Origin of the sequence: Clostridium sp. RTP31139st1_H3_RTP31139_211217 (assembly GCF_040227035.1) — a bacterium.
GTDB lineage: Bacteria > Bacillota > Clostridia > Clostridiales > Clostridiaceae > Clostridium > Clostridium saudiense.
Genome location: NZ_JBCOAB010000045.1, coordinates 1 through 26,350, shown reverse-complemented (window position 1 = coordinate 26,350; position 26,350 = coordinate 1). Strand labels below are relative to the sequence as shown.

General features: G+C 28.8%; 23 protein-coding genes. 17 read left to right on the top strand and 6 right to left on the bottom strand.

The genetic code is table 11. The features are described 5' to 3' along the window. Positions 1 to 189 precede the first annotated feature (189 nt). On the top strand, positions 190 to 474 hold the full coding sequence (locus ABUA17_RS15100) for a hypothetical protein (protein WP_347915968.1): 285 nt from the start codon (positions 190 to 192) through the stop codon (positions 472 to 474). Between the two features lie 70 nt (positions 475 to 544). Here the strand turns inward: ABUA17_RS15100 and ABUA17_RS15095 are convergent, their stop codons facing one another. After that, the gene (locus tag ABUA17_RS15095; RefSeq protein WP_052330732.1) at positions 545 to 1,057 is read right to left on the bottom strand and encodes a restriction endonuclease; all 513 of its coding nucleotides are present in this window, start codon (positions 1,055 to 1,057) and stop codon (positions 545 to 547) included. Then, the gene (locus tag ABUA17_RS15090) at positions 1,035 to 1,634 is read right to left on the bottom strand and encodes a restriction endonuclease (RefSeq protein WP_042400927.1); all 600 of its coding nucleotides are present in this window, start codon (positions 1,632 to 1,634) and stop codon (positions 1,035 to 1,037) included. Before ABUA17_RS15090 ends, ABUA17_RS15095 begins: the two co-directional genes overlap by 23 nt. Before the next feature lie 169 nt (positions 1,635 to 1,803). Here ABUA17_RS15090 and ABUA17_RS15085 point away from each other — a divergent pair, with 169 nt between their 5' ends. The 6 genes from ABUA17_RS15085 (at position 1,804) to ABUA17_RS15060 (ending at position 6,401) form a co-directional block, all read left to right on the top strand. Further along, positions 1,804 to 2,178, top strand: a complete 375-nt coding sequence (locus ABUA17_RS15085; RefSeq protein WP_042400923.1) for a hypothetical protein — start codon at positions 1,804 to 1,806, stop codon at positions 2,176 to 2,178. 49 nt (positions 2,179 to 2,227) lie between these two features. Then, positions 2,228 to 2,452 (top strand): hypothetical protein, encoded by a 225-nt coding sequence (locus ABUA17_RS15080; protein ID WP_042400921.1) that lies wholly within the window; start codon positions 2,228 to 2,230, stop codon positions 2,450 to 2,452. Between the two features lie 129 nt (positions 2,453 to 2,581). Next, positions 2,582 to 4,291, top strand: coding sequence for an ABC transporter ATP-binding protein (locus tag ABUA17_RS15075; protein WP_042400916.1), 1,710 nt, complete (start codon positions 2,582 to 2,584; stop codon positions 4,289 to 4,291). A gap of 140 nt (positions 4,292 to 4,431) precedes the next feature. Continuing rightward, a complete protein-coding gene (trxA, locus tag ABUA17_RS15070; RefSeq protein WP_042400914.1) occupies positions 4,432 to 4,746 on the top strand; it encodes a thioredoxin in 315 nt (104 codons plus the stop codon). Positions 4,747 to 4,761: 15 nt separating this feature from the next. Next, a complete protein-coding gene (locus ABUA17_RS15065) occupies positions 4,762 to 5,625 on the top strand; it encodes an NAD(P)/FAD-dependent oxidoreductase (protein ID WP_042400909.1) in 864 nt (287 codons plus the stop codon). Between the two features lie 125 nt (positions 5,626 to 5,750). Further along, positions 5,751 to 6,401, top strand: a complete 651-nt coding sequence (locus ABUA17_RS15060; protein WP_042400906.1) for a deoxynucleoside kinase — start codon at positions 5,751 to 5,753, stop codon at positions 6,399 to 6,401. Positions 6,402 to 6,506: 105 nt separating this feature from the next. Here the strand turns inward: ABUA17_RS15060 and ABUA17_RS15055 are convergent, their stop codons facing one another. After that, on the bottom strand, positions 6,507 to 8,411 hold the full coding sequence (locus tag ABUA17_RS15055) for an NAD(+) synthase (RefSeq protein WP_042400901.1): 1,905 nt from the start codon (positions 8,409 to 8,411) through the stop codon (positions 6,507 to 6,509). A gap of 315 nt (positions 8,412 to 8,726) precedes the next feature. On the opposite strand from ABUA17_RS15055, the gene ABUA17_RS15050 reads away from it, so the two are divergent. Continuing rightward, a complete protein-coding gene (locus ABUA17_RS15050) occupies positions 8,727 to 9,155 on the top strand; it encodes an NfeD family protein (RefSeq protein ID WP_042400898.1) in 429 nt (142 codons plus the stop codon). Position 9,156: 1 nt separating this feature from the next. Then, positions 9,157 to 10,098: an SPFH domain-containing protein gene (locus tag ABUA17_RS15045; RefSeq protein ID WP_042400895.1), complete on the top strand. Its 942-nt coding sequence runs from the start codon at positions 9,157 to 9,159 to the stop codon at positions 10,096 to 10,098. Positions 10,099 to 10,235: 137 nt separating this feature from the next. On the opposite strand, the gene ABUA17_RS15040 is transcribed toward ABUA17_RS15045, so the two are convergent. From ABUA17_RS15040 to ABUA17_RS15030, 3 genes are all read right to left on the bottom strand, one after another. Then, complete coding sequence (locus ABUA17_RS15040; RefSeq protein WP_042400892.1) at positions 10,236 to 12,413, bottom strand: HelD family protein; 2,178 nt, start codon at positions 12,411 to 12,413, stop codon at positions 10,236 to 10,238. Between the two features lie 171 nt (positions 12,414 to 12,584). After that, positions 12,585 to 14,066 carry a phytoene desaturase family protein gene (locus ABUA17_RS15035; protein WP_042400887.1) on the bottom strand — a complete coding sequence of 494 codons (1,482 nt, stop codon included), beginning with the start codon at positions 14,064 to 14,066 and terminating at the stop codon, positions 12,585 to 12,587. A 25-nt stretch (positions 14,067 to 14,091) separates the two neighbouring features. Then, positions 14,092 to 14,733 carry an undecaprenyl diphosphate synthase family protein gene (locus tag ABUA17_RS15030; RefSeq protein WP_042400884.1) on the bottom strand — a complete coding sequence of 214 codons (642 nt, stop codon included), beginning with the start codon at positions 14,731 to 14,733 and terminating at the stop codon, positions 14,092 to 14,094. 296 nt (positions 14,734 to 15,029) lie between these two features. Between ABUA17_RS15030 and ABUA17_RS15025 the strand changes: the two genes are divergently transcribed. From ABUA17_RS15025 to purD, 8 genes are all read left to right on the top strand, one after another. After that, complete coding sequence (locus tag ABUA17_RS15025; protein ID WP_349817952.1) at positions 15,030 to 18,776, top strand: phosphoribosylformylglycinamidine synthase; 3,747 nt, start codon at positions 15,030 to 15,032, stop codon at positions 18,774 to 18,776. Between the two features lie 149 nt (positions 18,777 to 18,925). Then, positions 18,926 to 19,405 (top strand): 5-(carboxyamino)imidazole ribonucleotide mutase, encoded by a 480-nt coding sequence (purE, locus tag ABUA17_RS15020; RefSeq protein WP_042400878.1) that lies wholly within the window; start codon positions 18,926 to 18,928, stop codon positions 19,403 to 19,405. Further along, a complete protein-coding gene (gene purC / locus ABUA17_RS15015; protein WP_042400876.1) occupies positions 19,405 to 20,109 on the top strand; it encodes a phosphoribosylaminoimidazolesuccinocarboxamide synthase in 705 nt (234 codons plus the stop codon). Before purE ends, purC begins: the two co-directional genes overlap by 1 nt. A gap of 177 nt (positions 20,110 to 20,286) precedes the next feature. Next, positions 20,287 to 21,702 (top strand): amidophosphoribosyltransferase, encoded by a 1,416-nt coding sequence (gene purF / locus ABUA17_RS15010; RefSeq protein WP_055292002.1) that lies wholly within the window; start codon positions 20,287 to 20,289, stop codon positions 21,700 to 21,702. Positions 21,703 to 21,711: 9 nt separating this feature from the next. Continuing rightward, positions 21,712 to 22,713, top strand: coding sequence for a phosphoribosylformylglycinamidine cyclo-ligase (gene purM, locus ABUA17_RS15005; RefSeq protein WP_055292000.1), 1,002 nt, complete (start codon positions 21,712 to 21,714; stop codon positions 22,711 to 22,713). Continuing rightward, complete coding sequence (gene purN, locus ABUA17_RS15000) at positions 22,701 to 23,303, top strand: phosphoribosylglycinamide formyltransferase (protein WP_042400866.1); 603 nt, start codon at positions 22,701 to 22,703, stop codon at positions 23,301 to 23,303. The genes purM and purN overlap by 13 nt, the downstream gene beginning before the upstream one ends. A gap of 13 nt (positions 23,304 to 23,316) precedes the next feature. Further along, entirely contained in the window at positions 23,317 to 24,822 is a 1,506-nt protein-coding gene (purH, locus tag ABUA17_RS14995) for a bifunctional phosphoribosylaminoimidazolecarboxamide formyltransferase/IMP cyclohydrolase (RefSeq protein WP_055291998.1), read from the top strand. Between the two features lie 109 nt (positions 24,823 to 24,931). Then, positions 24,932 to 26,170, top strand: coding sequence for a phosphoribosylamine--glycine ligase (gene purD / locus ABUA17_RS14990; RefSeq protein WP_195951726.1), 1,239 nt, complete (start codon positions 24,932 to 24,934; stop codon positions 26,168 to 26,170). The last annotated feature ends 180 nt before the right edge of the window (positions 26,171 to 26,350 follow it).

Genomic DNA, 26,350 nt, shown 5'->3' with positions numbered 1-26,350 from the left:
TATTTAATTGTGAAACTTGCTGAATAACATTATTAACTCTTGGCATAAAAAACCTCCTAAATAGTAGTTATATTATAACCATATTTATAGAGGTTAATCAAATTTCAACAGTTTATTAAAACAAAGCCTATATTATTTATAAGAAAGGGAATGCCTACATTATTTGAATTAAGTATAATATTCTTTTTTATGGGATTTTTTGCTATGGCTCATATAGTAGCATTTACTGATATAAATAATTATTGCAACATAGAAAATAGTGGACTAGCATCAAGTATTGTAAATTCAGAAGAATTTATTGGAAGTTCAATTATAAGTTTAATTATTGGTTTTATTTTAGATTTAGGTTGGAATGGTAATATTATTGATGGAATAAGAGTTTATTCTAAGTCACAATACATTGGAAGCTTTTACATATTTATAATAATTTCTCTTATAGGTGTAGCTGTAACGTTTATAGGAAAAGAAAAGTAAAATTAAAAGGGATGTGCATAGTAAATGACACATCCCTTATATATTGAGAGGAAAATGAGATAGCTAAATATTAATTAGGGTTAAGAACGTATTCAGTATACGGAATAGCCAGATCTTTAGAACTTATGATGCTAATATTATAGGGTTTTTCTATTTTATTTAAAATAGATTTAGCTTCATCGGATATAGTACCTGTAGTTATTATTATTCCGTTATTTATATTATCACAAATCATTGCACCTAATAGTTTTTCAATTTCAAAGGCTGTTATGGAATCAGAAATTGAATATCTTTTACATTCAACATAAAATTTTTCACTATTTTTTTCACAAATTATATCCTTTCCACCATCTGGTCCTAAAGGAAGTACAACTATATTATTAAAGCCTATATTGGATAAATATTCACTACACCAAATTTCAAATTCATGAGGTGTAAGTCTATGAACTAAGTTATAAAGTAAGTCACTTTTTTTTAATTCTTTATAGGACTTATAATAAATAGTAATATTTTTAATTAGCTTACCTATTAAAGGAGAGAATAAAATTATTATAAAATAACTATATATTGTATTTAACTTCATTTATTAAACCCTCCTTAATAATATAATATTTATGATTTCTAATTGATTTTGTTAATTCATAACCATCAATAAGTTTAATTTCTATTCCACGATTTTGAGCGTTAAGGTTATTAGCAAATTCTATAGCATTACTTGAAAAAGTGCTATTAGTAATAATAATTCCTTTTTTACAATCATTAAGAACCATTCGAGCTAAAAAGCTTTGCACATCAGGCCTTCCAGTTGATTCCCATTTATCTTCATCTTTGGCAGTTTCACCTATTAGGTCATTTTGAATGCAACAAATAAGAATATCAGTATTATTTAGAGTACATTTAAAATTGGTTAAATCACTATTCCCACCAGGTAGAGCCACAATTTCTTTACATCCTAATATATCAAGATATATATTTATAATTTTAAGAAAAGTACTATAGTTGTTTCTTTGTATATCTTTTATTGATAACAATCCTAGCTCAATTTGTCTTTTGATTGCCTTATTATTTAAATTAATTGTTGCTTTTTCTATATAAGATATTAAGAATTTTAAAGCAAAAAAAGATAATACAATAAGTGGAATAAATCTAAAATATACCAAAAAAATCACCTCTTCTTAAGTATGAACAATTTTTTTACTTATATTCACATAAAAATAAATTTATTAATATTAAAAAATTTGTTTTATTGTAAACAATAGGGTATAATTATTATTAATAATTAATATATAAAATTGAAAAGTGTAGGAAAATGTTCTGATGGAGGTACGTATGGGGAAAGTAGTAAGATGCTCAATTATTATTTATGATGATTTTGATAATGTGTTAATTGCTGAAAGAGGAAAGAAGAATGAAAGAACATGGGGGATATTCGGTAAAGAGATTAAAGGTAAAGAAACTGACGAAAAGTGTATTAATAAAGCAATAGATAAAGATTTAAAATGTACAATTTTCGATTTAAAGCCATTTAAAGATTATACACTTGAAAATAATGATATATTAAGAGTCTTTACAGGAACAGTTAAAGAATATATTACTTGTCATAAAACTATAAGTAATACAAAATGGATAGCTAAAAACAAGTTAAATGATTATAATTTCAATGAAGAAGAACTTAAAATATTAAAAGACTTTTTTATGAATTAATTTAAGATAAAACCAAAGATGAGCTACAACGAAAAAAAGAGGGAAATAAATGCTTTATAGGGTAATAATAAAAAAAGAAACAGATAAATATTATATAGGTAAATCTTATGATAATAAAAAGTACAAAATATTAAAAAATGATAATATTAAAAATTTAAAAGTAGGCTTAGATTATCATATATATGCAAAGAAAGAAGAAAAGATGTTTGGTACAGTATTAATTCCTATTTCAGATGATGAAGCTGGAGTTGTTGATGTTCATAGGGAAAAATAATACATATTTGTGTTTAAGGACAAGAGGATATTTATCTTGTCCTTATTTTATGTTATAAAAAATAAAACTACTTTTATATAAATAAGAGTATAAAATAAATTTAAGCTTTAATAGGAGGGGACTTAAATAATGATAAAAAAATTTATTTCATATTATAAGCCATATAAAAAATTGTTTATATTGGATTTAATAGTAGCGACCATTGCAACCATATGTAGTTTGATATATCCGATGATGACAAGAGTATTAATAAATGAAACTATACCTAATAAAGAAATTAAAGTAATAGGTATATTTGCAATAATTTTAATGTTACTATATTTAATAAAGGCAGGCTGTTGTTATTTCATGCAGTATTTTGGGCATCTTGTAGGTGTAGGAATGCAGGCTGATATGAGAAGAGATATGTTTAATCATCTTGAAGAATTACCTAATTCTTATTTTGATAATAACAGAACTGGAGATTTAATGAGTAGAATGATTAATGACCTTATGGAAATATCAGAGTTAGCTCATCATGGACCAGAGGATTTGTTTATTTCTATAGTTATGTTTTTAGGGTCATTTATAATTTTATCAACAATTAACATACCACTTACAATATTAGTTTTTGCATTTGTTCCATTTATAGTTATATTTACTTTGAAGAAAAGAAAAAAGATGAATGATTGCTTTATGGAAACTAGAGTTCATACATCTAATATAAATTCAACTTTAGAAAACTCTATAGCAGGAATTAGAATTTCGAAAGCTTTTGTAGCACATGAATATGAAAAAGAAAAGTTTAATAAAGGTAATAATAAGTTTAGAGAAGTTAGAAAAAAAGCATATAAGGTAATGGCAGAGTATTTTGCAGGAGTTAATTTTGGCGTAGATATATTAGATTACGTTGTATTAATTGCAGGTGGGGTTTTTACATATTATGGTGTGATAAACTTAGGAGATTTTCTAGCATATATGCTTTACGTAAAATTATTTACTGATCCAATTAAGAAGTTAATTAATTTTGTTGAACAATATCAAAATGGTATGACTGGATTTAAAAGGTTTATGGAAATAATGAATGTGGAAAAAGAAAAAGAAAATCCAAATGCAGTTGAAATTAATAATGTAGAAGGAAATATAGAATTTGAAAATGTAAGTTTTAGCTATGAAAATGAAAGTGTGTTAAATGACATTAATTTATCAATAGAAAGTGGAAAGATGCTTGCATTAGTTGGTCCATCTGGTGGTGGAAAAACTACTTTTTGTAGTTTAATACCAAGATTTTATGATGTTGATAAAGGAGATATAAAAATTGATGGTAAAAGTATTTACGATATTAAACTTAATTCTTTAAGAAAAAATATTGGAATAGTACAACAAGATGTATTTTTATATACTGGGACTATAAAAGAAAATATTAAATATGGTAACCAAAATGCAACTGATGAGGAAGTAATTGAAGCTGCTAAAAAAGCCAATATACATGAATTCATCATGGAACTAAAGGATGGATATGATACATATATTGGAGAAAGAGGAGTTAAATTATCTGGCGGGCAAAAGCAAAGAATATCAATTGCAAGGGTATTTTTGAAGAATCCACCAATATTAATATTAGATGAAGCAACATCTGCTTTAGATAATGTAACAGAATATTTAATTCAAAAATCTTTAGAAGAGTTATGTAAAAATAGGACAACTATTGTTGTAGCTCATAGATTATCAACAATTAAAAATGCAGATGAAATAATAGTATTAACTGATAAAGGTATTGAAGAAAGAGGAAGTCATATTGAACTTATAAAAAAAGGTGGTATTTATGAAAATCTAAATAGATACTCAATGGCTAAATAGAGATTTATTTTATAGAATTATAATGAAAAAAGTAGGGCAAACTATCAGTAAGGATAAAATTATTGACTAATAATAATTATCGCTGTAAAATAAAACAAATAATATTAATATCCCCCTAAGGGGGAGTAGGAGGAAATAAAATGGTTAAGCATTTAAAAGAAAATGAATTCAATACAGAAGTAATTGATTTTGATGGAGTAAGTATAGTAGATTTCTGGGCTGAATGGTGTGGACCTTGTAAAATGATAGGACCTATCTTTGAAGAAGTTGCAGGAGAATTAACAAATGCTAAATTTACAAAAGTTAATGTTGATGAATGTCCAAATTTAGCTGGTAAATACAGAGTTGCAAGTATACCAACAATAATGGTATTTAAAAATGGAGCACCTGTTGATACTTTAGTTGGATTCATGCCAAAGAATCAATTAAAAGAAGCTGTTGAAAAACATCTTTAGAAGGTAGAGGTTACTATGGAAAGATATGATATAGCCATAGTAGGTAGTGGTCCAGCAGGATTATCTGCAGCTCTTAATGCAAAAATAAGAAATAAAAAGTTTATTATTTTTGGTAATAAGGAATTAAGTCATAAATTAAGTAAAGCTCCTAAGATTAGTAATTACTTAGGTTTTTATGGAGTAAATGGAGCTGATGTTAAAGATAAATTTCTTGAGCATATAGATAAGATGGGCATTGAAATTACAGAAGAAAGAGTTAATAACATATATGCCATGGGTGATTACTTTGCCTTAATGGTAAATGAGAAAATGTATGAAGCTACAACTGTAATTTTAGCTACTGGAATGGAATATACAAAACCAATAAAAGGTGAAGAGGAATTAATAGGTAAAGGTGTAGGTTATTGTGCTACATGTGATGCGCCTCTTTATAAAGGAAAAACTGTAACAATAATAGGATATAATAAAGAAGCAGAAGAAGAAGCCAATTATGTTAGTGAGCTTGCTGGAAAAGTTTATTATATTCCAATGTATAAAGGTGAAACTAGTTTAAATGAAAATATAGAAGTAGTTGCTAAAAAACCATTAGAAATAGTTGGAGAAGCAAAGGTTTCTTCAGTTAAATTGGAAGATGGTGAATTAGAAACAGATGGAGTATTTATATTAAAAGATAGTATATCACCTGGACAGTTAGTACCGGGACTAGAAATAGTAGATGGACATATTCATGTTGATAGAGAAATGAAATGCAATATTCCAGGATGTTTTGCAGCAGGAGATTGTGTAGGAAAACCATATCAATATATTAAATCTGCTGGAGAAGGTAATATAGCATCATTAAGTGCAGTTAAATATATCGATACTTTAAAAATGAAATAAATGTAATAAGGCATATAAATAATTTGTATTTATATGCCTTTTTCTTATGTCAAGTCTTGATTTAAAAATAAATACAAGTTATCATTAATGAGCACTAAGGATGAATAGTAAAGGATAGGTGAAGTATGTTGTTAGTAGTTGGTGGAATGATAGGCTTAGGAAAAAGTTCAGTAGCAAAAATTCTAGGAGAGCATTTTCAATCAGATGTTTTTTATGAATCTGTTGATGATAATCCACTTTTGCCATTATTTTATAGTGAGTCTGAAGAAGAGATACAAAGAAAAAGATATCCTTTCTTATTACAATTATATTTTTTAAATACTAGATTCAAAAGTATAAAAGAAGCGTTAGTTAATGACAATAATGTATTAGATAGATCTATATATGAAGATTGGTATTTTGCTAAGAAGAATATGGAGCTTGGAAGAATATCACAATTAGAAATGGACATATATGAAAATTTATTAAATAATATGATGGAAGAACTAGAATCACTTCCAAAGAAGGCACCAGATATAATGATTTATCTAAAAGGTTCTTTTGAAACTGTTATGAATAGAATCAAATTAAGAGGAAGAGATTTCGAAGTTGATGATAGTTTAAAAGAATATTATCATTTCTTATGGAAAGACTATGATAATTGGGTAAAAAATCATTATAAAGCATCTGAAGTATTAGTAATTGATATGAATGTCATGGATGTTGTAAATAATGAAGATGATAAAATTAAGTTAATACAAATGGTAGAAGAAAAATTAAAACAAGTAAGAAAATAATTAAGTAAGGAAATTTATATTCTGATATAAATTTCCTTATTTTTTTATTTTATAATGGAGTTTAAAATAATTAGTAAAAAAGAGTGAATAAAATCACTCTTTTTGCTATCTAAATGAATTAAATGAAGCATCAGATGGCATTCTCCAGTCGCCACGAGGACTTAAAGAAATTGAACCAACTTTAGGACCATCAGGTAATGCACTTCTCTTAAATTGTTGAGTAAAGAATCTATAAATAAATTTATCAAGCCATTTATTTATTTCTTCTTCAGAGTAATCATCTTTAAATGCTGCCTTAGCAAGAAGTTCAATTCTTTCTTTTGAAGAACCATGTTTAATAAAGTGATATAAGAAGAAGTCGTGAAGTTCATATGGACCAACGATATCTTCTGTTTTTTGAACAATATCCCCCTTTTCACTTTTTGGTAAAAGTTCAGGACTAACAGGAGTATCTAAAATATCTAATAAAGTATGAGAAACTTCTTCTGTAGATTCTTTTTCTGCTACATATTTAACTAAGTATCTAACTAGCGTTTTTGGAATTGAAGGATTAACAGCATACATACTCATATGATCGCCATTATAAGTACACCATCCAAGTGCAAGTTCAGAAAGATCGCCAGTTCCTATTAGTAAGCCACCTTCTTTGTTAGCTAAATCCATTAATATTTGAGTTCTTTCTCTTGCTTGAACATTTTCATAAGTTACATCATGTATATCTTTATCATGACCAATATCCTTAAAATGTTGAAGGGAAGCTTCAACGATATTTATTTCTCTTAAATCGGTACCTAATTCTCTACAAAGTGTTAAAGCATTATTATATGTTCTATCAGTAGTACCAAATCCAGGCATAGTAATAGTTATAATATTTTTATTATCGATTCCAAGTAATTTAAATGTTTTTACTATGACTAGTAAAGCTAAAGTTGAATCAAGTCCACCAGAAATTCCTATTACTGCTTTTTTTAGATTAGTATGTTCTAAACGTTTTGCAAGTGCTGATGATTGAATATTGAATATTTCTTTACATCTTTCTTCTCTTTCATGTTCATTAGATGGAACAAATGGATGTTTATCTACATATCTATCAAAATCTTTAATTTCTGTGCTTTTAAAATTGAAGTTAATGTTTTTAGCTTTAAAAGGTACAATTTTAGAAGCATCTCTATAACTTAAGTTTTTTAATCTTTCAGCATTTAGCTTAAATACATCTATACAAGAAGTTATAACTTCATTTTCTCTTTGAAATCTATTATTTTCTTTTAATATAGAACCATTTTCACTTATTATTAAGTGACCACTAAATAATAAATCAGTTGTAGATTCATGTACACCAGCTGAAGAGTAAATATAAGATGACATACATCTAGCACTTTGATTAGAAATTAATAAAAGTCTATAATCTTTTTTACTTACTAATTCATTTGATGCAGAAAGATTACCTATAATATTAGCACCTAGAAGTGAAAGATAAGAGCTTGGAGGTATTGTTACCCAAAGATCTTCACAAATTTCTATACCAAACTTATAATCTCCAGCAGTAAATAGCAAGTTTGTACCTAGTGGTATATTATCTTGGAAAGGTAAATCTACAGTTTCATCAACTAACATAGCAGCAGATGTAAACCATCTTTTTTCATAAAATTCGCTATAGTTTGGAATATATGATTTAGGAACTATTCCAAGAATCTTTCCTTCAAAAATAATAAATGCTGCATTATAAAGAACGTTGTTATGCACAAGAGGACATCCAACAGCAATTAATATATCTTTATTAATACTATTTTCGCAAACTAATTTAATTCCTTCTATAGATTTATTTATTAATGTAGAAGTTAAAAATAAATCAGCACAGGTATAAGAAGTAATAGATAGTTCGGGAAAAACTAAAAATTTAACATCTTTATTATAAGCATCATTAATACATGAGCATATATTTTCAACATTAAAAATAACATCTGCAACTTTAGTTTTAGGACATGCAGATCCTACTTTTATAAAATCCATAATATCATCTCCAATACGTTATATAATTTTAGTATTGTATTAGTTCTCTAATAAAATACATATAAATAAATAATAAAAGGAAAACCTTAGAAAATCAAATTATTTAAAAAATAGATAAATCTAAACGTTTTAAGAGATAATAAATACCTTATAAAACAATAAAAAATAACTTGCGAAAAGATTTAAACTATATTATAATGAGTTTGTAGTTAAGATTTAACTATTTGGAAGAATTAATACAAAAGAAGAATAATATAGTATATAATTAAATTATAATGAATGGTTTAGTAATAAATCAGGAAAGGGGGAAAAATAATGGTTGAGGTAATTAGTTGGATACTTGTTGCAGTTTTTTTAATTGCTATTGATGTTATTACTAGTAGTTTCATATTTATGTGGTTTTCTTTAGGAGCTATAGTTGCAATAATACTTTCTTTATTTGAAGTTACTGTTGTATGGCAAATAATAGCCTTTTTAATTGTTGGAGTTGCAACTGTTTCTATTGGTTATCCTTGGGCAAAAAAGAAATTCAAGGCTGATGTTAATCATGTACCAACGATGGAACAAACCTATATAGGTAGAACAATGATTGCAGAAGAGGATATGGGGAAGAACTCAAAGATAAAGGTAAGTGGTATTTATTGGACTGCTTATAATAAGGGAAGAGTAATAAAAAAAGGTGAAGAATATAAAATTACAGGTATTGAAGGAAATAAGTTAATTGTAAGTTCGAAGGAGGATTAAAATGTCAGGATTAATATTTTTAGTAGCATTATTAGTGATTATTTTATTAGTGCTATTATCATCAATTAAAGTTGTAAATACAGGGTACTTATATGTAGTAGAAAGACTAGGACAATTCCATAAAATTTTAGAACCAGGGTGGCACTTTGTAATTCCAGGTGTAGACTTTGTAAGAAAAAAAGTATCAACTAAGCAACAAATTTTAGATGTACCACCACAATCAGTTATTACTAAAGATAACGTTAAAATTTCTGTTGATAATGTTATTTTCTATAAGATGCTTAATGCAAAAGATGCAGTATATAATATTGAAGATTATAAAGCAGGTATAGTTTATTCAGCTACAACAAACATAAGAAATATACTAGGTAATATGACATTAGATGAAGTTCTTGCAGGAAGAGATAGTATAAATCAACAATTACTTGGTATTATTGATGAGGTTACTGATGCTTATGGTATAAAGGTACTATCAGTTGAAATTAAGAACATAATTCCACCAGCTGAAATACAACAAGCTATGGAAAAGCAAATGAAAGCTGAAAGAGATAAGAGAGCTACTATATTAGTGGCTGAAGGTCAAAGACAATCTCAAATAGAAAAAGCTGAAGGTGAAAAGAGAGCTAAAATTCTTGAAGCTGAAGCAGAAAAGGAAGCTAATATTAGAAGAGCTGAAGGTTTAAAAGAATCTCAACTTTTAGAAGCAGAAGGTAAGGCTAAGGCTATAGAACAAATAGCTATAGCTGAAGCAGAAGCTATTAGAAAAGTAAATGAGGCTATTATTGAATCAGGAACTAATGAAACAGTTATAGCACTTAAACAAGTTGAAGCACTTAAAGAAATGGCTAAAAATCCAGCTAATAAGCTTATATTACCAAATGAAACTTTATCATCACTTGGTAGCATAGCAGCTATTGGAGAAATGCTTAAGAAAGATAATTAATATAAAAAAGCATCGTATGAATTTATACGATGCTTTTTTATTATATATAATTAAAAGTGCTTATGAAAAATACTAAAATAAATATTAAAAGGAGTTCGTTTATATGTTAGCTCTATTTAAATTAGTTATTTTATAAATTAATTATCAATTAAGGTATACAAGCTATTATCTTGAGGTAGTATATTTTCTAATGAAGTATTGGTATATATATGCAATTCATGTAATGCTCTTGTACAAGCAGTATAGAATAAATGCTTATCTTCAATTGATAGATAACTTTCACCATCAGCTAAAATAACTCCATCAAATTCTAATCCTTTTGCAATATATGAAGATATTACATTAATACCAATCTTAAATTCACATTTATCACTAATTATTAAGTTTATATCATCATTTAGTTCTTTTAAAGAAGAATAAAGTTTTTTACTATTTTCTTTATTTTTACAAATAATAGCTATAGATTTATAACCTTTATCTTTCATTTCATTTATCTTAGTAGAAATCCTTTCTTCTAAATTATTATTAACAATATGAATAGTTGGATTATCACCAATTCTATCAACAGCTTCTATAGGTTCGTGGGTTTCTAAAATATCCTTAGTAAAGTTAGTTATATTACCTGTTGAACGATAGCTTTTAGTTAAAACTACTGTTTTAACATCATTAAATACATTAGTTATACTATTTCTACTTTTTACATTAGAATGTTTATCAATTCTTTGATTTAAATCACCCATAATTGTTAGTGAAGCATTTGGGAAAGATCTTTTAACTATTTCGTAGAATAATGGACTATAGTCTTGAGCTTCATCCACTAAAACATGTTTCATATTTCCGTAACTTCTGAAACCTTCTAATGAAGATCTTATATAAATTATAGGAGTAATATCTTCAAACTTTACTTCGTTATTGTTTAAATAATTTAAAGTTAAATCTTTTGTATTGTTTAAATCAATATCTGTATACTTTTCAATATTACTCCAAAGAGATTTATAAATAGCAACACTATCAAGTGTTTTAATCATAGCATCAACTTGTAAGTCAACTTGTGCTTTACAAAAATCATAGAATGTTTTTTTATCTTCAACATAATCAAAATGAGAATTATCTTTTGAAGATAAATATTTATTTTCTACTTGAGAGAATAAACTTTGTTTAACAACATCAATTCTGTTCAAGAAAGGAATATCCTTAAATCTTTCAAATATAGTTTTTTCTACTGATTTTTTGCTAACTATTTGTACACCTTCAATTGTAATAGGAGTTACATTAGTAATAAGTCTTGGAATATCTAATATAAATTTATTTAAAGTATTCATAAAATCTAAAGTATTTTTATATTCCATAGATTTAGTTCTTAATTTGAATGTTTTTAAATCAGTATGATTAGAGTAAATATAATCTAAATGATCATTTTTGCTTTCATATAAATAATTTGATGGTAAGAATCTCTTTGAAAAAATTTCAAATGTAGTTTGACGTATATTACTTTCACCAAGCTCAGGTAATACATCAGAAATATACTCTGCAAAAACTTCATTTGGACTGAAGATTAAAATATTATCAGCGCTAAGATTTTTTCTATGCTTGTATAATAGGTAAGCAGATCTATGTAATGCTATAGATGTTTTACCAGAACCAGCAGCACCTTGAATGAATAGTATTTTGCTATCATCACTTCTTATAATATCATTTTGTTCTTTTTGAATAGAAGCAACTATGTTTTTCATCTTATCAGTAGCATTTCCGCTTAACATTGATGTTAAAGCCTCATCACATAAACTTTCATTTGAGTTATGCATAAAGACTATTTCACCATTTCTAATGTTATATTGTCTAGTGAATTCTATATGACCTTCTATTCTTCTAACTGGAGCATCATAATATGCAGGACCAACTTCAAAGTCATAAAACATATTAGCAACAGGAGAACGCCAGTCGAATACAAAAATATCAAAATTATCTTCATCTTCTACAGTTGATAGACCTATATAAAAACTTTCTGATTCTTCGCCGTCTTCCTTAAAATCAATTCTAGCAAAATAAGGATTAGAAAGTTGCTTTTCTAAAGTTCTAATTCTTGATATTTTCTTAGCGTGCAATTGTTCATTTAATGCAACCTGTCCACAGTTTTCATTTATTTCAATTTCATCTAATTCATTTCTATTATCCCATAAAAATTTTCTATGCTTTATTATTTCTTTATCTTGTTCTTCACTTGAAACACCATAGCTAGTAAGTAAATCAGTAATTTTTCCTATTGTTTTATTTAAGTATTTATTTTCATCTTGTAGTTCTTTTCCGATAATCATTTAATCTCTCCTTAAAATAATGGTCATTAAATTTTAATAGTTTCTAATAGTGTATGTCAAGTAATGAATATAAATTAATACTTGAATAAAATGAAATTTTAAGGAAAAAATATTAATGACCTTTTAGGTTACGTAGGATTGTGTCGCAAGAAGTATCTTGTGGCACTTTTTTTATTCTTTTATTATTTCTGAACAGATTTTTGAGCTTTTTAATACCATAGATGTTCCATTACCAGGATGTATTGAAGCACCTGTAAAGTATAAATTTTTAATCTTTGGTAATGTACATTGAGGCCTAAATACTAAACTTTGATTTAAATTATGGCTTATTCCAAATGCAGATCCTGCATAGGTATTAAATATATTTTTTAAATCAATAGGAGTTAAATGATGTTTAAACAATATATGAGATTGTAGATCTTCTAATCCTGGAATTTTTGAAACAATACTCAACAAGTTATTGCTTAATTTACTGATGGTATCACTATTCCAATAAATATTTTTATAAAGTAAATTTGGAACTCTCACCATAATATTTATTGTTTCACATCCTAAAGGACAAAGTGAATTATCTATAGAACTAGGACAATAAATATAGAGTGACGGATTAGATGAGAGCTTTCCTTTAAAAGGAGCCTCTATGTTTTTTCTGAAATCCTTATTAATAAATATATTATGTACATTAAGTAAAGGATACTTTTTATCTAAAGCTAAATAAATAATAAAAGTAGAGCAGGAGTGTTCAAGATTATTAATGTTTTTTGATATCTGAGTGATAGATTTATCTTTTAGTAAATTATTAATTGCATAAGAATAATCACTTGAACAAACTACTAAGTCACTATGTATGTTTTTATTTTTTATTTTAATCCCTATAGCGGTATTATTTTTTAATAATATCTCATCTACTGGAGAAGAAAGATGAATTTTACCACCAAGATCTAAAATTAATTTTCTTAATGATTGAATATAGGAATACATTCCACCTTTTATATAATAAAGTCCTTGATATTGAGTTGCCGAAGGAATTAAATTATAAATACTAGGGGAACTAAAGGGAGATACTCCTACATACATAGATTGAAACAAAATATAATTTATTAATTTTTCAGATGATATAAACTTTTTACAGTCTTTATAGCAAGAGTTTAAAGTATGTAATTTATAAACTTTACTTAAAGTTAATGGATTAAAAAAGTTATTAGTATTTATAAATGATGTATTTAAAAAATATTTTTCAGCTAATAAATATTTTTTATAATTGGTTGATAAAAAGTTAAAGTAAGAATACATATCATTTAAATCATTATTTGTTATATTATTTATAGTTTTACAAAGAGATGGTAAGTCTGTTTGAAAAGTATAATTTGTATTATCATAATAAAAAACTTTATAAAGATTGTTAAGAGGAATAAAAGAAAAATAATCTTTATAATTTTTATTACAATAAGAAAAAATTTCAGTATAATCATTAGGAATCATTAGCAAGGAAGCAGTTAAATCAAATTTAAAATCAGCAAATTTAACTTGACTAATTTTGCCACCAAGCGATTTGTTTTTTTCGTATAAATCAACATTAAAACCATCCTTTAATAACCTAGCAGCTATAGATAAACCACCTATACCACCACCAATAACAATTGCTTTTTTCATTTAAATCACATCCTTGAATTAAGGCTTAACCTCCTAATGTAATGTCTTGAGTTGAATACCATTCTAGTGCATCGTATATATGTTGAGGTTTAAAATCAGGCCAATAATCATCAACTACATAAAAATCAGAATAAACTGATTGTATAGGTAAAAAACCACTTAATCTTCTTCTTCCACCCCATCGAATAATTAAATCGATTCTAGAAATATCTTTTGAGTGTAATACTAAATCTAAATTATTTCTTTTTGTATGTGTTTGTCTAGATAAGTTTAAATCCCATTCCCAACCATAATTAACTAAAAAGTTTACCTTTATTCCACCTTTTCCAAAAGTCCTTCTTGTTGTAAAAGGTAACAATTCAGGGGGGAAGCAAGGAGATTCGATGTTTCCAATAACTAGTAATTCTGCGTTTTCATTAGATAGTAACTTTACAGCATCTATACAAGCTTTTATAAATGCATCCTTTTGAACAGTAGGTCTTTTAGTATTATCAGTAGTAAATCCATAGTAAGTTATTTCTTTTATACCTAGATTTTCACATAGTTTAAATAGTACAAGTCCAGGATTAATACCTATGTTATAACCCTTTTCCTTTGAAAGACCATTATTTTCAGCCCAACGTCTATTGCCATCAGGAATAATGCCAATATGTTTAGGAAGTCTCATAAAATCACTCCTTCTATTATATTTATAAATTTATGCTATATAGTATTGCTAATTTTAATAATGTTAATACAGTAAAAGTTTATTTTTGGATATAAAATTGATAAATAGCAAATAAAACGAATTAAAAATAGTAAAATTTGATTAAAATTCGGATATATGACGAAAAATATGTTAAATGATATCTGGTAATGTTGACAAATATAAATCGAATTGGTAATATTTAATTAACACGAAGAATATAAATAAAAAATATAATAATGTTCGTGTTTTGAAAAATATGTATGTGGAGGTATAGAATGTTAGGGTTTAAATGCATTTTTGTAGAAAAAAAAGATGGCTTTAATGTTGAAGCTAAGAGCCTTATGGAAGATTTCAAAAGTAATTTAAGAATAGAAAATCTTCAAGCTGTAAGAGTAGCAAATAAGTATATATTAGGTGAAATGAAAGAGGAATACTATCAAAAATCTTTATATACAATATTTGCTGAAAAGACAGTAGATAATTTATATGAAGAAAATCTTCCTATAAGTGATGATGAAATAGCATTTGCTGTAGAATTTTTACCAGGACAATATGATCAAAGAGCTGACTCAGCATCTGAATGTATTGGATTATTAGGAGCTGAGGAAAGAGTTGAAGTAAAATCAGCTAAGGTTATAGTTTTGAAAGGAAAATTAACTAAAGAAGATATAGAAAAAATTAAGAGTTACTATATAAATCCTGTAGATTCTAGAGAAGTAGCAATAGATAATATTGAACTTTCTTCAAAATTAGCAGAGCCTAACGATGTAGAAATACTTCATAATTTTATTAATAAAGATAGAAAAGAAATAGAAGACTTCCATAAAGAATTAGGACTAGCAATGAGTGTGGATGACTTATTGATGATAAGAGATTATTTTAAAAGTGAAGAAAGAACACCAACTATTACTGAAATAAGGGTAATTGATACTTATTGGTCAGATCACTGCAGACATACAACATTCAGTACTGCAATTGAAGATGTAACTTTTGAAATAGGTGAATTAAACAATGCAGCACAAAAATCATATGAAGCATATTTAAAATCAAGAGATTTCGTTTATGGAGAAACTGATAGAGACGAAACGTTAATGGATATAGCAGTTATTACTATGAAAGAAATGAGAAAAAGAGGTATGCTAGACGACCTAGATGTTTCTGAAGAAATAAATGCTTGTTCAATAAAAGTTAACATAGAAACAGATAAGGGTAATGAAGAATACTTAGTGATGTTTAAAAATGAAACACACAATCACCCAACTGAAATTGAACCTTTTGGTGGAGCAGCAACTTGTTTAGGAGGGGCTATAAGGGACCCACTATCAGGTAGAACATACGTATATCAAGCAATGAGAGTTACTGGTGCAGCAGATCCAACAGTACCAGTAGAGAATACTATAAAAGGTAAATTACCACAAAGAACAATTACTTTAGGAGCGGCTCATGGCTATAGCTCATATGGTAACCAAATTGGGTTAGCAACTGGACAAGTTTCAGAAGTATATCATCCAAACTATGTTGCTAAAAGAATGGAAGTTGGTGCTGTTATAGCAGCAGCACCAAAAGAAAATGTAATAAGAGAAGAACCACAATCTGGTGATATAGTAATTCTTCTTGGAGGAAGAACTGGAAGAGATGGTGTTGGGGGAGCAACAGGTTCATCGAAGGAACATACTGAAGATTCAATAAATGAATGTGGAGCAGAAGTTCAAAAAGGTAATGCACCAACAGAAAGAAAAATTCAAAGATTATTTAGAAATGCTGAAATAGCTCAAATGATTAAAAGATGTAATGACTTTGGAGCTGGGGGAGTTTCAGTAGCAATTGGGGAATTAACCAGAGGGTTAGATATCAATTTAGATAAAGTTCCTAAAAAATATGAAGGTTTAGATGGAACTGAAATTGCAATTTCTGAATCACAAGAAAGAATGGCTGTAGTAGTTAATAAGGAAAATGTAGATAGATTTATAGAGTTAGCTAAAGTAGAAAACTTAGAAGCGGTTGTTGTTGCAGAAGTTACAGATACTGAAAGATTAAGAATGTATTGGAGAGGTAAAGAAATAGTTAACTTAAAGAGAAGCTTCTTAGATACAAATGGGGCAAGACAAGTAACTAATGTAGAAGTTAAGTTACCAGGAGAATATCCTTTAACAGTTGGGGATGTAAATGTTAAAGAAGAGTGGTTAAATAACTTAACAAAGTTAAATGTTGCTTCACAAAAAGGATTAGTTGAAAGATTTGACTCTACTATTGGTGGAGGAACAGTTCTTATGCCATATGGTGGTAGGGATGCAAATACAGAACAAGAAGCAATGGTTGCTAAGATTCCAGTATTAAATGGAGTAAGTGAAGAGGCTACAATAATGAGTTATGGATTAAATCCAGATTTAGGAGTATGGAGTCCATATCATATGGCATACTACTCAATAATAGAAGCAGTTACAAAGCTTGCAGCTGTAGGTGGAGATTACAGAAAAGCAAGATTGACTCTTCAAGAGTATTTTGAAAAATTAGGAAAGAGTCCAGAAAGATGGGGTAAACCATTTGCAGCACTACTTGGTGCATACCAAGCACAAATAGATTTAGGAATACCTGCAATTGGTGGTAAAGACTCAATGTCTGGAAGTTTTGGAGATGTAGATGTACCTCCAACATTAGTAGCTTTTGCTGTTGGAGTAGAAAAGGCAAAGAATATAATTAGTGCAGAATTTAAAGAAGTTGGTTCAAAATTAGTATTCTTAATGGCAGAAAGAAATGAAGATTACACATTAAAGGTAGAAGGATATAAAAAGAATTTAGAGAAGTTACATGAGCTTATTTTAGAAGGTAAAGTAATATCAGCTTCAAGCGTTAAGTTTGGTGGAGCTTCTGAAACACTTTCAAAGATGGCTTTCGGAAATAAAATTGGGGTTAAATTCTCTAATCTAACTAAAGAGGAGTTATTCGGATTAAACTATGGAAGTTTAGTTTTAGAAGTAAAATCTGATGTAAATGTAGATGAAGAATTTAAAGGATGCGCTTACAAGGCAATAGGATGCACAATTAAAGATGAATTAATAGTTTCACAAGAATATGATTTGAATTTAAAATTAAATATTTTAGAAGAAACTTATGAAAAGAAATTATCAAAGGTATTTAAAATTAAAACTACTGATAAAAATGAATCAGTTAAGGAAGTCTTATACAATGAATCAAATGTTAAATCACCTATTATAAAGGTTGCTAAACCAAAGGTAATAATTCCAGTATTCCCAGGAACAAACTGCGAATATGATTGTGAAAGAGCATTTAGAAATGCTGGAGCAAAAACAGAAACTTTAGTATTTAGAAATTACTCTAAAGAAGCTTTTGCAGAGTCAATTGAAAACTTAGAAAAGCAAATTAGAGAAAGTCAAATAATAATGTTACCTGGTGGATTCTCGGCTGGAGACGAACCAGATGGCTCAGGTAAATTCATATCAACAGTATTTAGAAACGAAAGAATTAAAGATGCAGTTATGGATTTATTAAAGAATAGAGATGGATTAATGTTAGGTATTTGTAACGGCTTCCAAGCATTAATTAAGTTAGGATTAGTACCTTATGGTGAAATAGTTGATATTGAAGAATATATGGCAACATTAACTTATAACGAAATTAATAGGCATATGAGTTCAATAATTAAGACTAAGGTTGTTTCTAAGAAATCACCGTGGTTTAGTGGAGTAGAATTAGGAGACATCCACAATGTTGCAATTTCTCATGGAGAGGGTAGATTTGTTGCTCCAGAAAAACTATTAAAACAATTAGTTGAAAATGGACAAGTAGCAACTCAATATGTTGATAATAAAGGAAATATAGCATTAGACATGCCATTTAATCCAAATGGGTCAATGCTTGGAATAGAAGGTATAACAAGTCCAGATGGTAGAGTTTTAGGGAAAATGGGACACTCTGAAAGAATTGGAGAAAACCTATATAAAAACGTACCAGGAAACTTTGATCAAAAGATTTTCGAATCAGGAGTTAAGTATTTTAAATAAAATTTAAAATAGTTAAGAGTTAAGAATTAATAGTTAAAAGTTAAAGAATAAAGTCAGCGTAATTGATTTTAGAAACTTATTAAGGAGTTTCTACCTAAACTACTAACTATTAACTAAAAACTACTAACTACAAAAAGGTGGTTTTAAAAATGAAGGTAGCAATATTTTTTGGATCTAAATCTGATACAGAAATAATGAGAGGAGCAGCTAACTGCTTAAAAGAATTCGGAATTGAGTATAAAGCATTTGTTTTATCAGCTCACAGAGTTCCAGAAAAGTTAGAAGAAACTTTAAGAGAATGTGAAGCACAAGGATGTGAAGTTGTAATAGCAGGTGCAGGACTTGCAGCACACTTACCTGGAGTAATAGCTTCTCAAACAACAATGCCAGTTATAGGAGTTCCTTGTAAAGGAGCTATTGAAGGATTAGATGCATTATTTTCAATAGTGCAAATGCCAAAATCTATTCCTGTTGCAACAGTTGGAATAAATAATGCTTACAATGCTGGAATGCTTGCAGTTCAAATGTTAGCTGTTGGAGATAAAGAATTAAAAGCTAAATTAGTTGAATATAGAAAAGAAATGAAAGAAAAGTTTATAGCTGAAAATGGTGAAGGAGTGGATTTATAATGGAAAAATTAGAAATGATGTACGAAGGTAAGGCAAAGAAAATATATGCTACAGATAAGGCTGATGAAGTTGTAGTATATTACAAAGATGATGCAACGGCTTTTAATGGCGAAAAGAAAGGTCAAATCGAAGATAAAGGTGTTTTAAACAATGCAATTACGTCAATGTTATTTGAAATGTTAAATAACAAGGGAATTCCAACTCACTTTATTGAAAAGCTAAATGATAGAGAACAATTATGTAAAAAGGTTGAAATAGTACCACTAGAAGTGATTGTAAGAAATGTTGCAGCTGGTTCAATGGCTAAGAGATTAGGATTAGAAGAAGGAACAGAACTTAAAACAACAGTATTTGAATTATCATACAAGGATGATTCACTAGGAGATCCATTAATAAATGATTACCATGCAGTTGCTATAGGAGCAACAACTTTTGAAGAATTAGAAAAGATTTATTCTTTAACAGCAAAAATAAATGATATTTTAAAGGATATGTTCTTAAAATCTAACATAAGATTAATAGATTTTAAATTAGAGTTTGGTAGATATAACGGAGATATAGTTTTAGCAGATGAAATTTCACCAGATACTTGCAGATTCTGGGATGCAACTACTGGAGAAAAGTTAGATAAAGACAGATTCAGAAGAGATCTTGGAAATGTTAAAGATGCATATGTTGAAATCTTAAAGAGAATACAAGAATAGTTTAGATAGTTTCAAGTTTCAAGTTACAAGTGGTAAGTTGAGGAATAAAGTTGATTCAAATCAGTTTTAGGAAAAATAAACTTTAAGAAACTACGATAGCAGTTTCTACCTAAACTACTAACTCAGAACTAATAACTATTAACTCAAAACTATTAACTAATTAACGGGGGTAGGAGTATGAATCTAAAGTTGGACAATATTATAATGGATCCAAGTAATGATAAATTTAAAGATGAATGTGGAGTATTTGGTATTTATTCTAATAATCCATTAGATGTTGCTTCAGTAACATATTACGGTCTATATGCACTTCAACATAGAGGGCAAGAAAGTGCGGGTATAGCTGTTGCAAATGGTGAAGATATAAATATTAAAAAAGGAATGGGGCTTATAACAGAAGCATTTTCTCAAGAAGATATAGATAGTTTAAAGGGATTTGCTGCTATTGGACATGTTAGATATTCAACAAGTGGTGATACTAGAATAGAAAATGCACAGCCATTATTAAGCCAAACAAAGCTAGGACCAATAGCTATGGCTCATAATGGAACTTTAGTTAATGCAGATGTTATTAGAGAGTTATTAGAAGATGGAGGACATATATTCCATACATCAATTGACTCAGAAGTAATTGCTAATTTAATTGCAAGAGGCGCTAAAAAAGGTGTTGAAAGAGCTGTATTAGATGCTATTCAAGCTGTTAGAGGATCATTTGCAATGGTTATATTAACTGAAAATAAGCTTATTGGTGTAAGAGATCCACATGGAATAAGACCTCTTAGTTTAGGAAAAATTGAAGAAGGCTATGTATTAACTTCAGAAAGTTGTGCTTTAGATGCAATTGGTGCAGAGTTAGTTAGAGATATTGAGCCAGGTGAAATTGTTGTAATTGATGAAAATGGAATAAATTCATATAGATATTCTGAAAATACTCAATGTCAAACTTGTGCTTTTGAGTATATATATTTTGCTAGACCAGATTCTATAATAGATGGATTAGATGTTCATGAATCAAGAGTTAGAGCTGGAGAACAATTATATAAAGAATTCCCAATAGATGCAGATGTAGTTGTTGCAGTTCCAGATTCAGGTATACCAGCGGCAATAGGATATGCTAAAGCATCAGGAGTACCTTATGATACTGGATTTGTAAAGAATAGATATGTAGGAAGAACATTTATTACACCATCTCAAGAGGTAAGAGAAAGAGCTGTAGCGGTTAAGTTAAATCCTTTAAAGGTAAATATTAAAGATAAGAGAGTTATTCTTATAGATGATTCTATAGTAAGAGGAACGACTTCAAAGCATTTAGTAGAATCATTAAGAAGAGCAGGAGCTAAAGAAGTTCACTTCTTAGTAGCATCTCCAGTTGTTCAATATCCATGTTACTTTGGAATTGATACTCCTTACAGAAAAGAGCTTATAGGAGCTAATCATTCTATAGAAGAAATGAGAGAAATAATTGGCTGCGATTCTTTAGGATATTTATCAATGGATGGTATGTACAAGTGCTTTAATGCAAATCAAGGATATTGTGTAGGATGTTTCAATGGAATATATCCAGTTGCGACACCAATAGAAACTGAAAGGTAGGTAATTTAAATGATAACTTATAAAGAGGCTGGGGTTAATATAGAAGAAGGTTATAAGTCAGTAAAGCTTATAAAAGAATATGCACAAAGAACAATGAGTGAATATGTTTTAAATGGTCTTGGAAGTTTTGCTGGAATGGTTGAATTACCAGAAGGATATAAAAAGCCAGTTTTAGTTTCGGGTACAGATGGTGTTGGAACTAAGCTTGAATTAGCATTTAAAACTAAGAAGTACGATACAGTTGGAATTGACTGTGTAGCTATGTGCGTAAATGATATTTTATGTCATGGAGCAAAACCATTATTTTTCTTAGATTATATAGCTTGTGGAAAGCTTGAAGCAGAAGTAGCTGCTGATTTAGTTAAAGGTGTTTCTGATGGATGCGTTATGTCAGAGTGTGCTTTAGTTGGTGGAGAAACTGCTGAAATGCCAGGTTTTTATAAAGAAGGAGAATATGATATTGCAGGATTTGCAGTAGGTATTGTAGATAAAGATAAAATAATAAATGGAAAAAATATTAAACCAGGAGATAAGCTAATTGGTATTGCTTCTTCAGGAGTACATTCAAATGGCTTCTCTTTAGTTAGAAAATTATATACAGATTTAAATGAAGAATTTAATGGAGAAGAGGTTTGGAAAACATTAATTACTCCAACTAAGATATATGTTAAACCAATATTAAACTTAATAGAAAAGTTTGAGATTAAAGGTATGTCTCACATAACAGGTGGAGGATTTATTGAAAATGTTCCAAGAATGTTTAACGGTTCTGAATTAACTGCAGAAATAAGAAAAGATAGTTATCCATTACCTGCAATATTCGAAGATATGATTAATAAAGGTGTAAGCAGAGATCATATGTATAATACATTTAACATGGGAATTGGTTTTGTATTATGTGTTGATGAAAAAGATGTTGATGCTGTTATTAAAGAACTTATTGAATTAGGTGAAAAAGCTTATGAAATTGGTATTGTAACAGCTGGAGGTGAAGGAGTTTGCTTAAAGTAGCAGTACTTGTATCTGGTGGAGGGTCAAACCTCCAATCAATTTTAGATTATGAACAAGATTCTTTTAAAGTTGAAATGGTTATTGGAAGTAAAGATGGTATTTATGGCTTAGAAAGAGCTAAAAACGCAGGAGTTCCAAGTTATGTTGTTTCAAGAAAAGAATATGGAGATGAAGTTTCAAATAAAATATTAGAATTAACTAAAGGTAAAGTTGATTTAATAGTATTAGCTGGTTATCTTTCAATATTAGATGGGGAAATATTAAAAGTATTTAAAGATAGAATAGTAAATATTCATCCTTCACTAATTCCAAGTTTTTGTGGAGATAAAATGTATGGAATGCATGTACATAATGCAGTAAGAGCTTCAGGGGTAAGGTTTACTGGATGTACAGTTCATTTTGTAAATGAAGAAGTAGATGGTGGGGCAATCATACTTCAAGAAGCAGTTCCAGTATATTTTGAGGATACTGCAGAGGATATTCAAAAGAGAGTATTAGTAGAGGAACATAAAATGTTACCTAGAGCTATTGATTTAATAAGCAGAGGTAAAGTTGAAATTATAGACGGTAGAGTAAATATTTTAAAATAGGGAGGATTTTTACATGATTAAAAGAGCATTAATTAGTGTATTTGATAAAACAGGTATCTTAGATTTTTCAAAGTTTTTAGCTGAAAGTGGAGTTGAGGTTATTTCAACTGGAGGTACTTATAAGCACTTAAAAGATAATGGAGTAGCTGTAACAGAAGTTAATGAAGTTACTAATTTCCCAGAAATGCTAGATGGAAGAGTTAAGACTCTTCACCCAATAATTCATGCAGGAATACTTGCTATAAGAGATAATGAAGAACATATGAAGACTATAAAAGAAAGAAACATTGAAACAATAGATATGGTTATAGTTAATTTATATCCTTTCTTTGAAAAAGTAAGAGAAGATTTAAGCTTTGAAGAAAAGGTTGAATTTATAGATATTGGTGGACCAACAATGCTTAGAGCAGCTGCGAAAAATTTCCAAGATGTTGTTGTTATTTCAGATGTTTCTGATTATGAAGCTGTAATGACTGAAATTAAGGAAACTGGAGATGTTAGCTACAAGTTAAGAAAGAAATTAGCTGGTAAGGTATTTAACTTAATGAGTGCTTACGATGCTGCAATTTCAAACTTTATGTTGAGTGATGAAGAAGAATATCCAGAATATCTTTCAATTTCATATAAGAAAAAGCAAAGTTTAAGATATGGTGAAAATCCACATCAAAGTGCTGCATACTATATTTCAAATGAATTTGATGGTGGTATGAATGACTTTGAAGTATTAAATGGTAAAGAACTTTCTTATAACAATATAAAGGATTTAGATATTGCTTGGAAAGTTGCTAATGAATTTGAAGAAACAGCTTGTTGTGCATTAAAACATAACACTCCATGTGGTGTTGCAATAGGTGAGACTGCTGTAGAAGCTTATACTAAAGCACATGATGTAGATCCAACTTCTATCTTTGGTGGAATAGTTGCTATCAATAAGAAAGTTGATAAAGCTACTGCTGAAGAAATGGTTAAAATATTCTTAGAAGTAGTTGCAGCTCCAGAGTTTGATGAAGATGCACTAGAAGTTTTAAGAACTAAGAAGAATTTAAGAGTTATTAAATGTAATGTTAAACCATGCGATAAGAGATTCATGGTAACTGTTGATGGAGGAATCTTAGTACAAGAAGAAGATACTAAGCTTTTAGATGAATTAAAGATTGTTACAGAAAAAACTCCAACTGAAGACGAAATGAAAGATTTATTATTTGGTATGAAGGTAGTTAAATACGTTAAATCGAATGCTATAGTTACAGTTAAAGACGGTGTTGCTGTAGGAATTGGTGGAGGACAAGTTAATAGAATTTGGCCAACAATGGATGCTTTAAGAAGAGGTGAAGGAGCTACAATTTTAGCTTCAGATGCATTCTTCCCATTTAGAGATATCGTTGATGAATGTTCTAAGTATGGAATTAAAGCAATAATTCAACCAGGTGGTTCTATGAGAGACCAAGAATCAATTGATGCTTGTAATGAACATGGAATAGCAATGGTGTTTACAGGAATTAGACACTTTAAACACTAAGAATAGTTAAGAAGTAAGAGTGAAGAGTTAATAGTGAAGGTAGAAAGTCAGCTTAGGCTGACTTTCTGTGAATTTAAAAAATAGTATATTTGAGAAGAGGTAATGTTATATGAAAATTTTATTAGTTGGTTCTGGTGGAAGAGAGCATGCTATTGCTTGGAAATTGGCTAAGAGTGAAAAGGTTAGTAAGGTATTTGTAGCACCTGGTAATGGGGGAACTGCAACGACAAATAAATGTGAAAATGTTAATATTACTGATTTAGATGAGTTGGTAGTATTTGCAAGAGAAAATAATATAGCTTTTACTTTTGTTGGACCTGAAGATCCATTAACAAAGGGTATAACAGATAAATTTAAAGCAGCAGGATTAAGATGCTTTGGGCCTGATAGCAGAGGAGCCCAATTAGAAGGAAGTAAAGCTTTTTCTAAGGATTTCATGAAGAAATATGGAGTTAAAACAGCTCAATATGGAACTTTTACAGAATATGATAAAGCTAAAGCTTATTTAGAAAATTGTGAATATCCAATAGTTATTAAAGCAGATGGATTAGCTGCAGGTAAAGGTGTTGTAATTGCAGCAACTAAAGAAGAAGCTATGAAAACAATTAATGATTTCATGATTTCAGATATATTTAGTGGTGCAGGTCAAAAGGTTGTTATTGAAGAATTTCTTGAAGGTGTAGAAGCTTCAATACTTTCAATTACAGATGGTAAGACCTTAATACCTTTTATTTCAGGAAAAGATCACAAGCAAATTTTTGATGGAGATAAAGGACCAAACACTGGAGGAATGGGAGTTTTAGCGCCAAATCCATTTGTTACTGAAGAGGTAATGAAGGAGTTTGAAGAAAATATAGTTGCTAATACCTTAAAGGGAATTCAAGAAGAAGGATTTGATTTTAAGGGGATTATTTTCTTTGGATTAATGATAACAAAGAAAGGAACTTATCTTTTAGAGTATAATGTAAGAATGGGAGATCCAGAAACTCAATCTGTATTAACTTTAATGGAAAGTGATTTAGTTGAGTTAGTTCAAGCGGCTTTAAACAGTAGATTAGATGAAGTTGAAGTTAAATGGTATGATGGAGCTTGTGTTAATGTTGTTTTAGCTTCTAAGGGGTATCCTGGAACTTTTGAAAAGGGGTTCGAAATCACTATTGACGAAAGCATTAAGGATAAAGTATTCTTAGCAGGAGCTCAATTAGTAGATGGAGTTCTTAGAACTAGTGGAGGAAGAGTTTTATCTGTTGTTGGTAGAGGTAGAACTGTTCAGGAGGCTAGAAAAGAAGCTTATGGATTGATTGAAAAGGTTGATTTTAAGGGGAAATATTTTAGAAGAGATATATAGTATATTATTAATGTAAAAAGCCATCGGCAGTGAACTGCCCCCCGTCAAGTAGACAGGGTAAATAATAAAAAATTATGATGCTAAGGTATGACTCCTATATTCAAGGAGACTGTAGATAATTTTGTGTAATATAGTTTCTTATAAATCAAATATTACTGGAAATTTTGATTTCCAGTAATA

Excerpts from the sequence above, each read along its gene's own strand:
- ABUA17_RS15050 (WP_042400898.1), top strand. The coding sequence starts at position 8,727 with ATGGTTGAGGTAATTAGTTGGATACTTGTTGCAGTTTTTTTAATTGCT.
- ABUA17_RS15030 (WP_042400884.1), bottom strand. The coding sequence starts at position 14,733 with ATGAGACTTCCTAAACATATTGGCATTATTCCTGATGGCAATAGACGT.
- purH (WP_055291998.1), top strand. The coding sequence starts at position 23,317 with ATGATTAAAAGAGCATTAATTAGTGTATTTGATAAAACAGGTATCTTA.
- ABUA17_RS15085 (WP_042400923.1), top strand. The coding sequence starts at position 1,804 with ATGGGGAAAGTAGTAAGATGCTCAATTATTATTTATGATGATTTTGAT.
- purC (WP_042400876.1), top strand. The coding sequence starts at position 19,405 with ATGGAAAAATTAGAAATGATGTACGAAGGTAAGGCAAAGAAAATATAT.
- ABUA17_RS15095 (WP_052330732.1), bottom strand. The coding sequence starts at position 1,057 with ATGAAGTTAAATACAATATATAGTTATTTTATAATAATTTTATTCTCT.
- ABUA17_RS15100 (WP_347915968.1), top strand. The coding sequence starts at position 190 with ATGGGATTTTTTGCTATGGCTCATATAGTAGCATTTACTGATATAAAT.
- ABUA17_RS15055 (WP_042400901.1), bottom strand. The coding sequence starts at position 8,411 with ATGGATTTTATAAAAGTAGGATCTGCATGTCCTAAAACTAAAGTTGCA.
- ABUA17_RS15025 (WP_349817952.1), top strand. The coding sequence starts at position 15,030 with ATGTTAGGGTTTAAATGCATTTTTGTAGAAAAAAAAGATGGCTTTAAT.
- purM (WP_055292000.1), top strand. The coding sequence starts at position 21,712 with ATGATAACTTATAAAGAGGCTGGGGTTAATATAGAAGAAGGTTATAAG.
- purE (WP_042400878.1), top strand. The coding sequence starts at position 18,926 with ATGAAGGTAGCAATATTTTTTGGATCTAAATCTGATACAGAAATAATG.
- ABUA17_RS15080 (WP_042400921.1), top strand. The coding sequence starts at position 2,228 with ATGCTTTATAGGGTAATAATAAAAAAAGAAACAGATAAATATTATATA.
- purF (WP_055292002.1), top strand. The coding sequence starts at position 20,287 with ATGAATCTAAAGTTGGACAATATTATAATGGATCCAAGTAATGATAAA.
- purD (WP_195951726.1), top strand. The coding sequence starts at position 24,932 with ATGAAAATTTTATTAGTTGGTTCTGGTGGAAGAGAGCATGCTATTGCT.
- ABUA17_RS15075 (WP_042400916.1), top strand. The coding sequence starts at position 2,582 with ATGATAAAAAAATTTATTTCATATTATAAGCCATATAAAAAATTGTTT.
- trxA (WP_042400914.1), top strand. The coding sequence starts at position 4,432 with ATGGTTAAGCATTTAAAAGAAAATGAATTCAATACAGAAGTAATTGAT.
- ABUA17_RS15040 (WP_042400892.1), bottom strand. The coding sequence starts at position 12,413 with ATGATTATCGGAAAAGAACTACAAGATGAAAATAAATACTTAAATAAA.
- ABUA17_RS15065 (WP_042400909.1), top strand. The coding sequence starts at position 4,762 with ATGGAAAGATATGATATAGCCATAGTAGGTAGTGGTCCAGCAGGATTA.
- ABUA17_RS15035 (WP_042400887.1), bottom strand. The coding sequence starts at position 14,066 with ATGAAAAAAGCAATTGTTATTGGTGGTGGTATAGGTGGTTTATCTATA.
- ABUA17_RS15045 (WP_042400895.1), top strand. The coding sequence starts at position 9,157 with ATGTCAGGATTAATATTTTTAGTAGCATTATTAGTGATTATTTTATTA.
- ABUA17_RS15060 (WP_042400906.1), top strand. The coding sequence starts at position 5,751 with ATGTTGTTAGTAGTTGGTGGAATGATAGGCTTAGGAAAAAGTTCAGTA.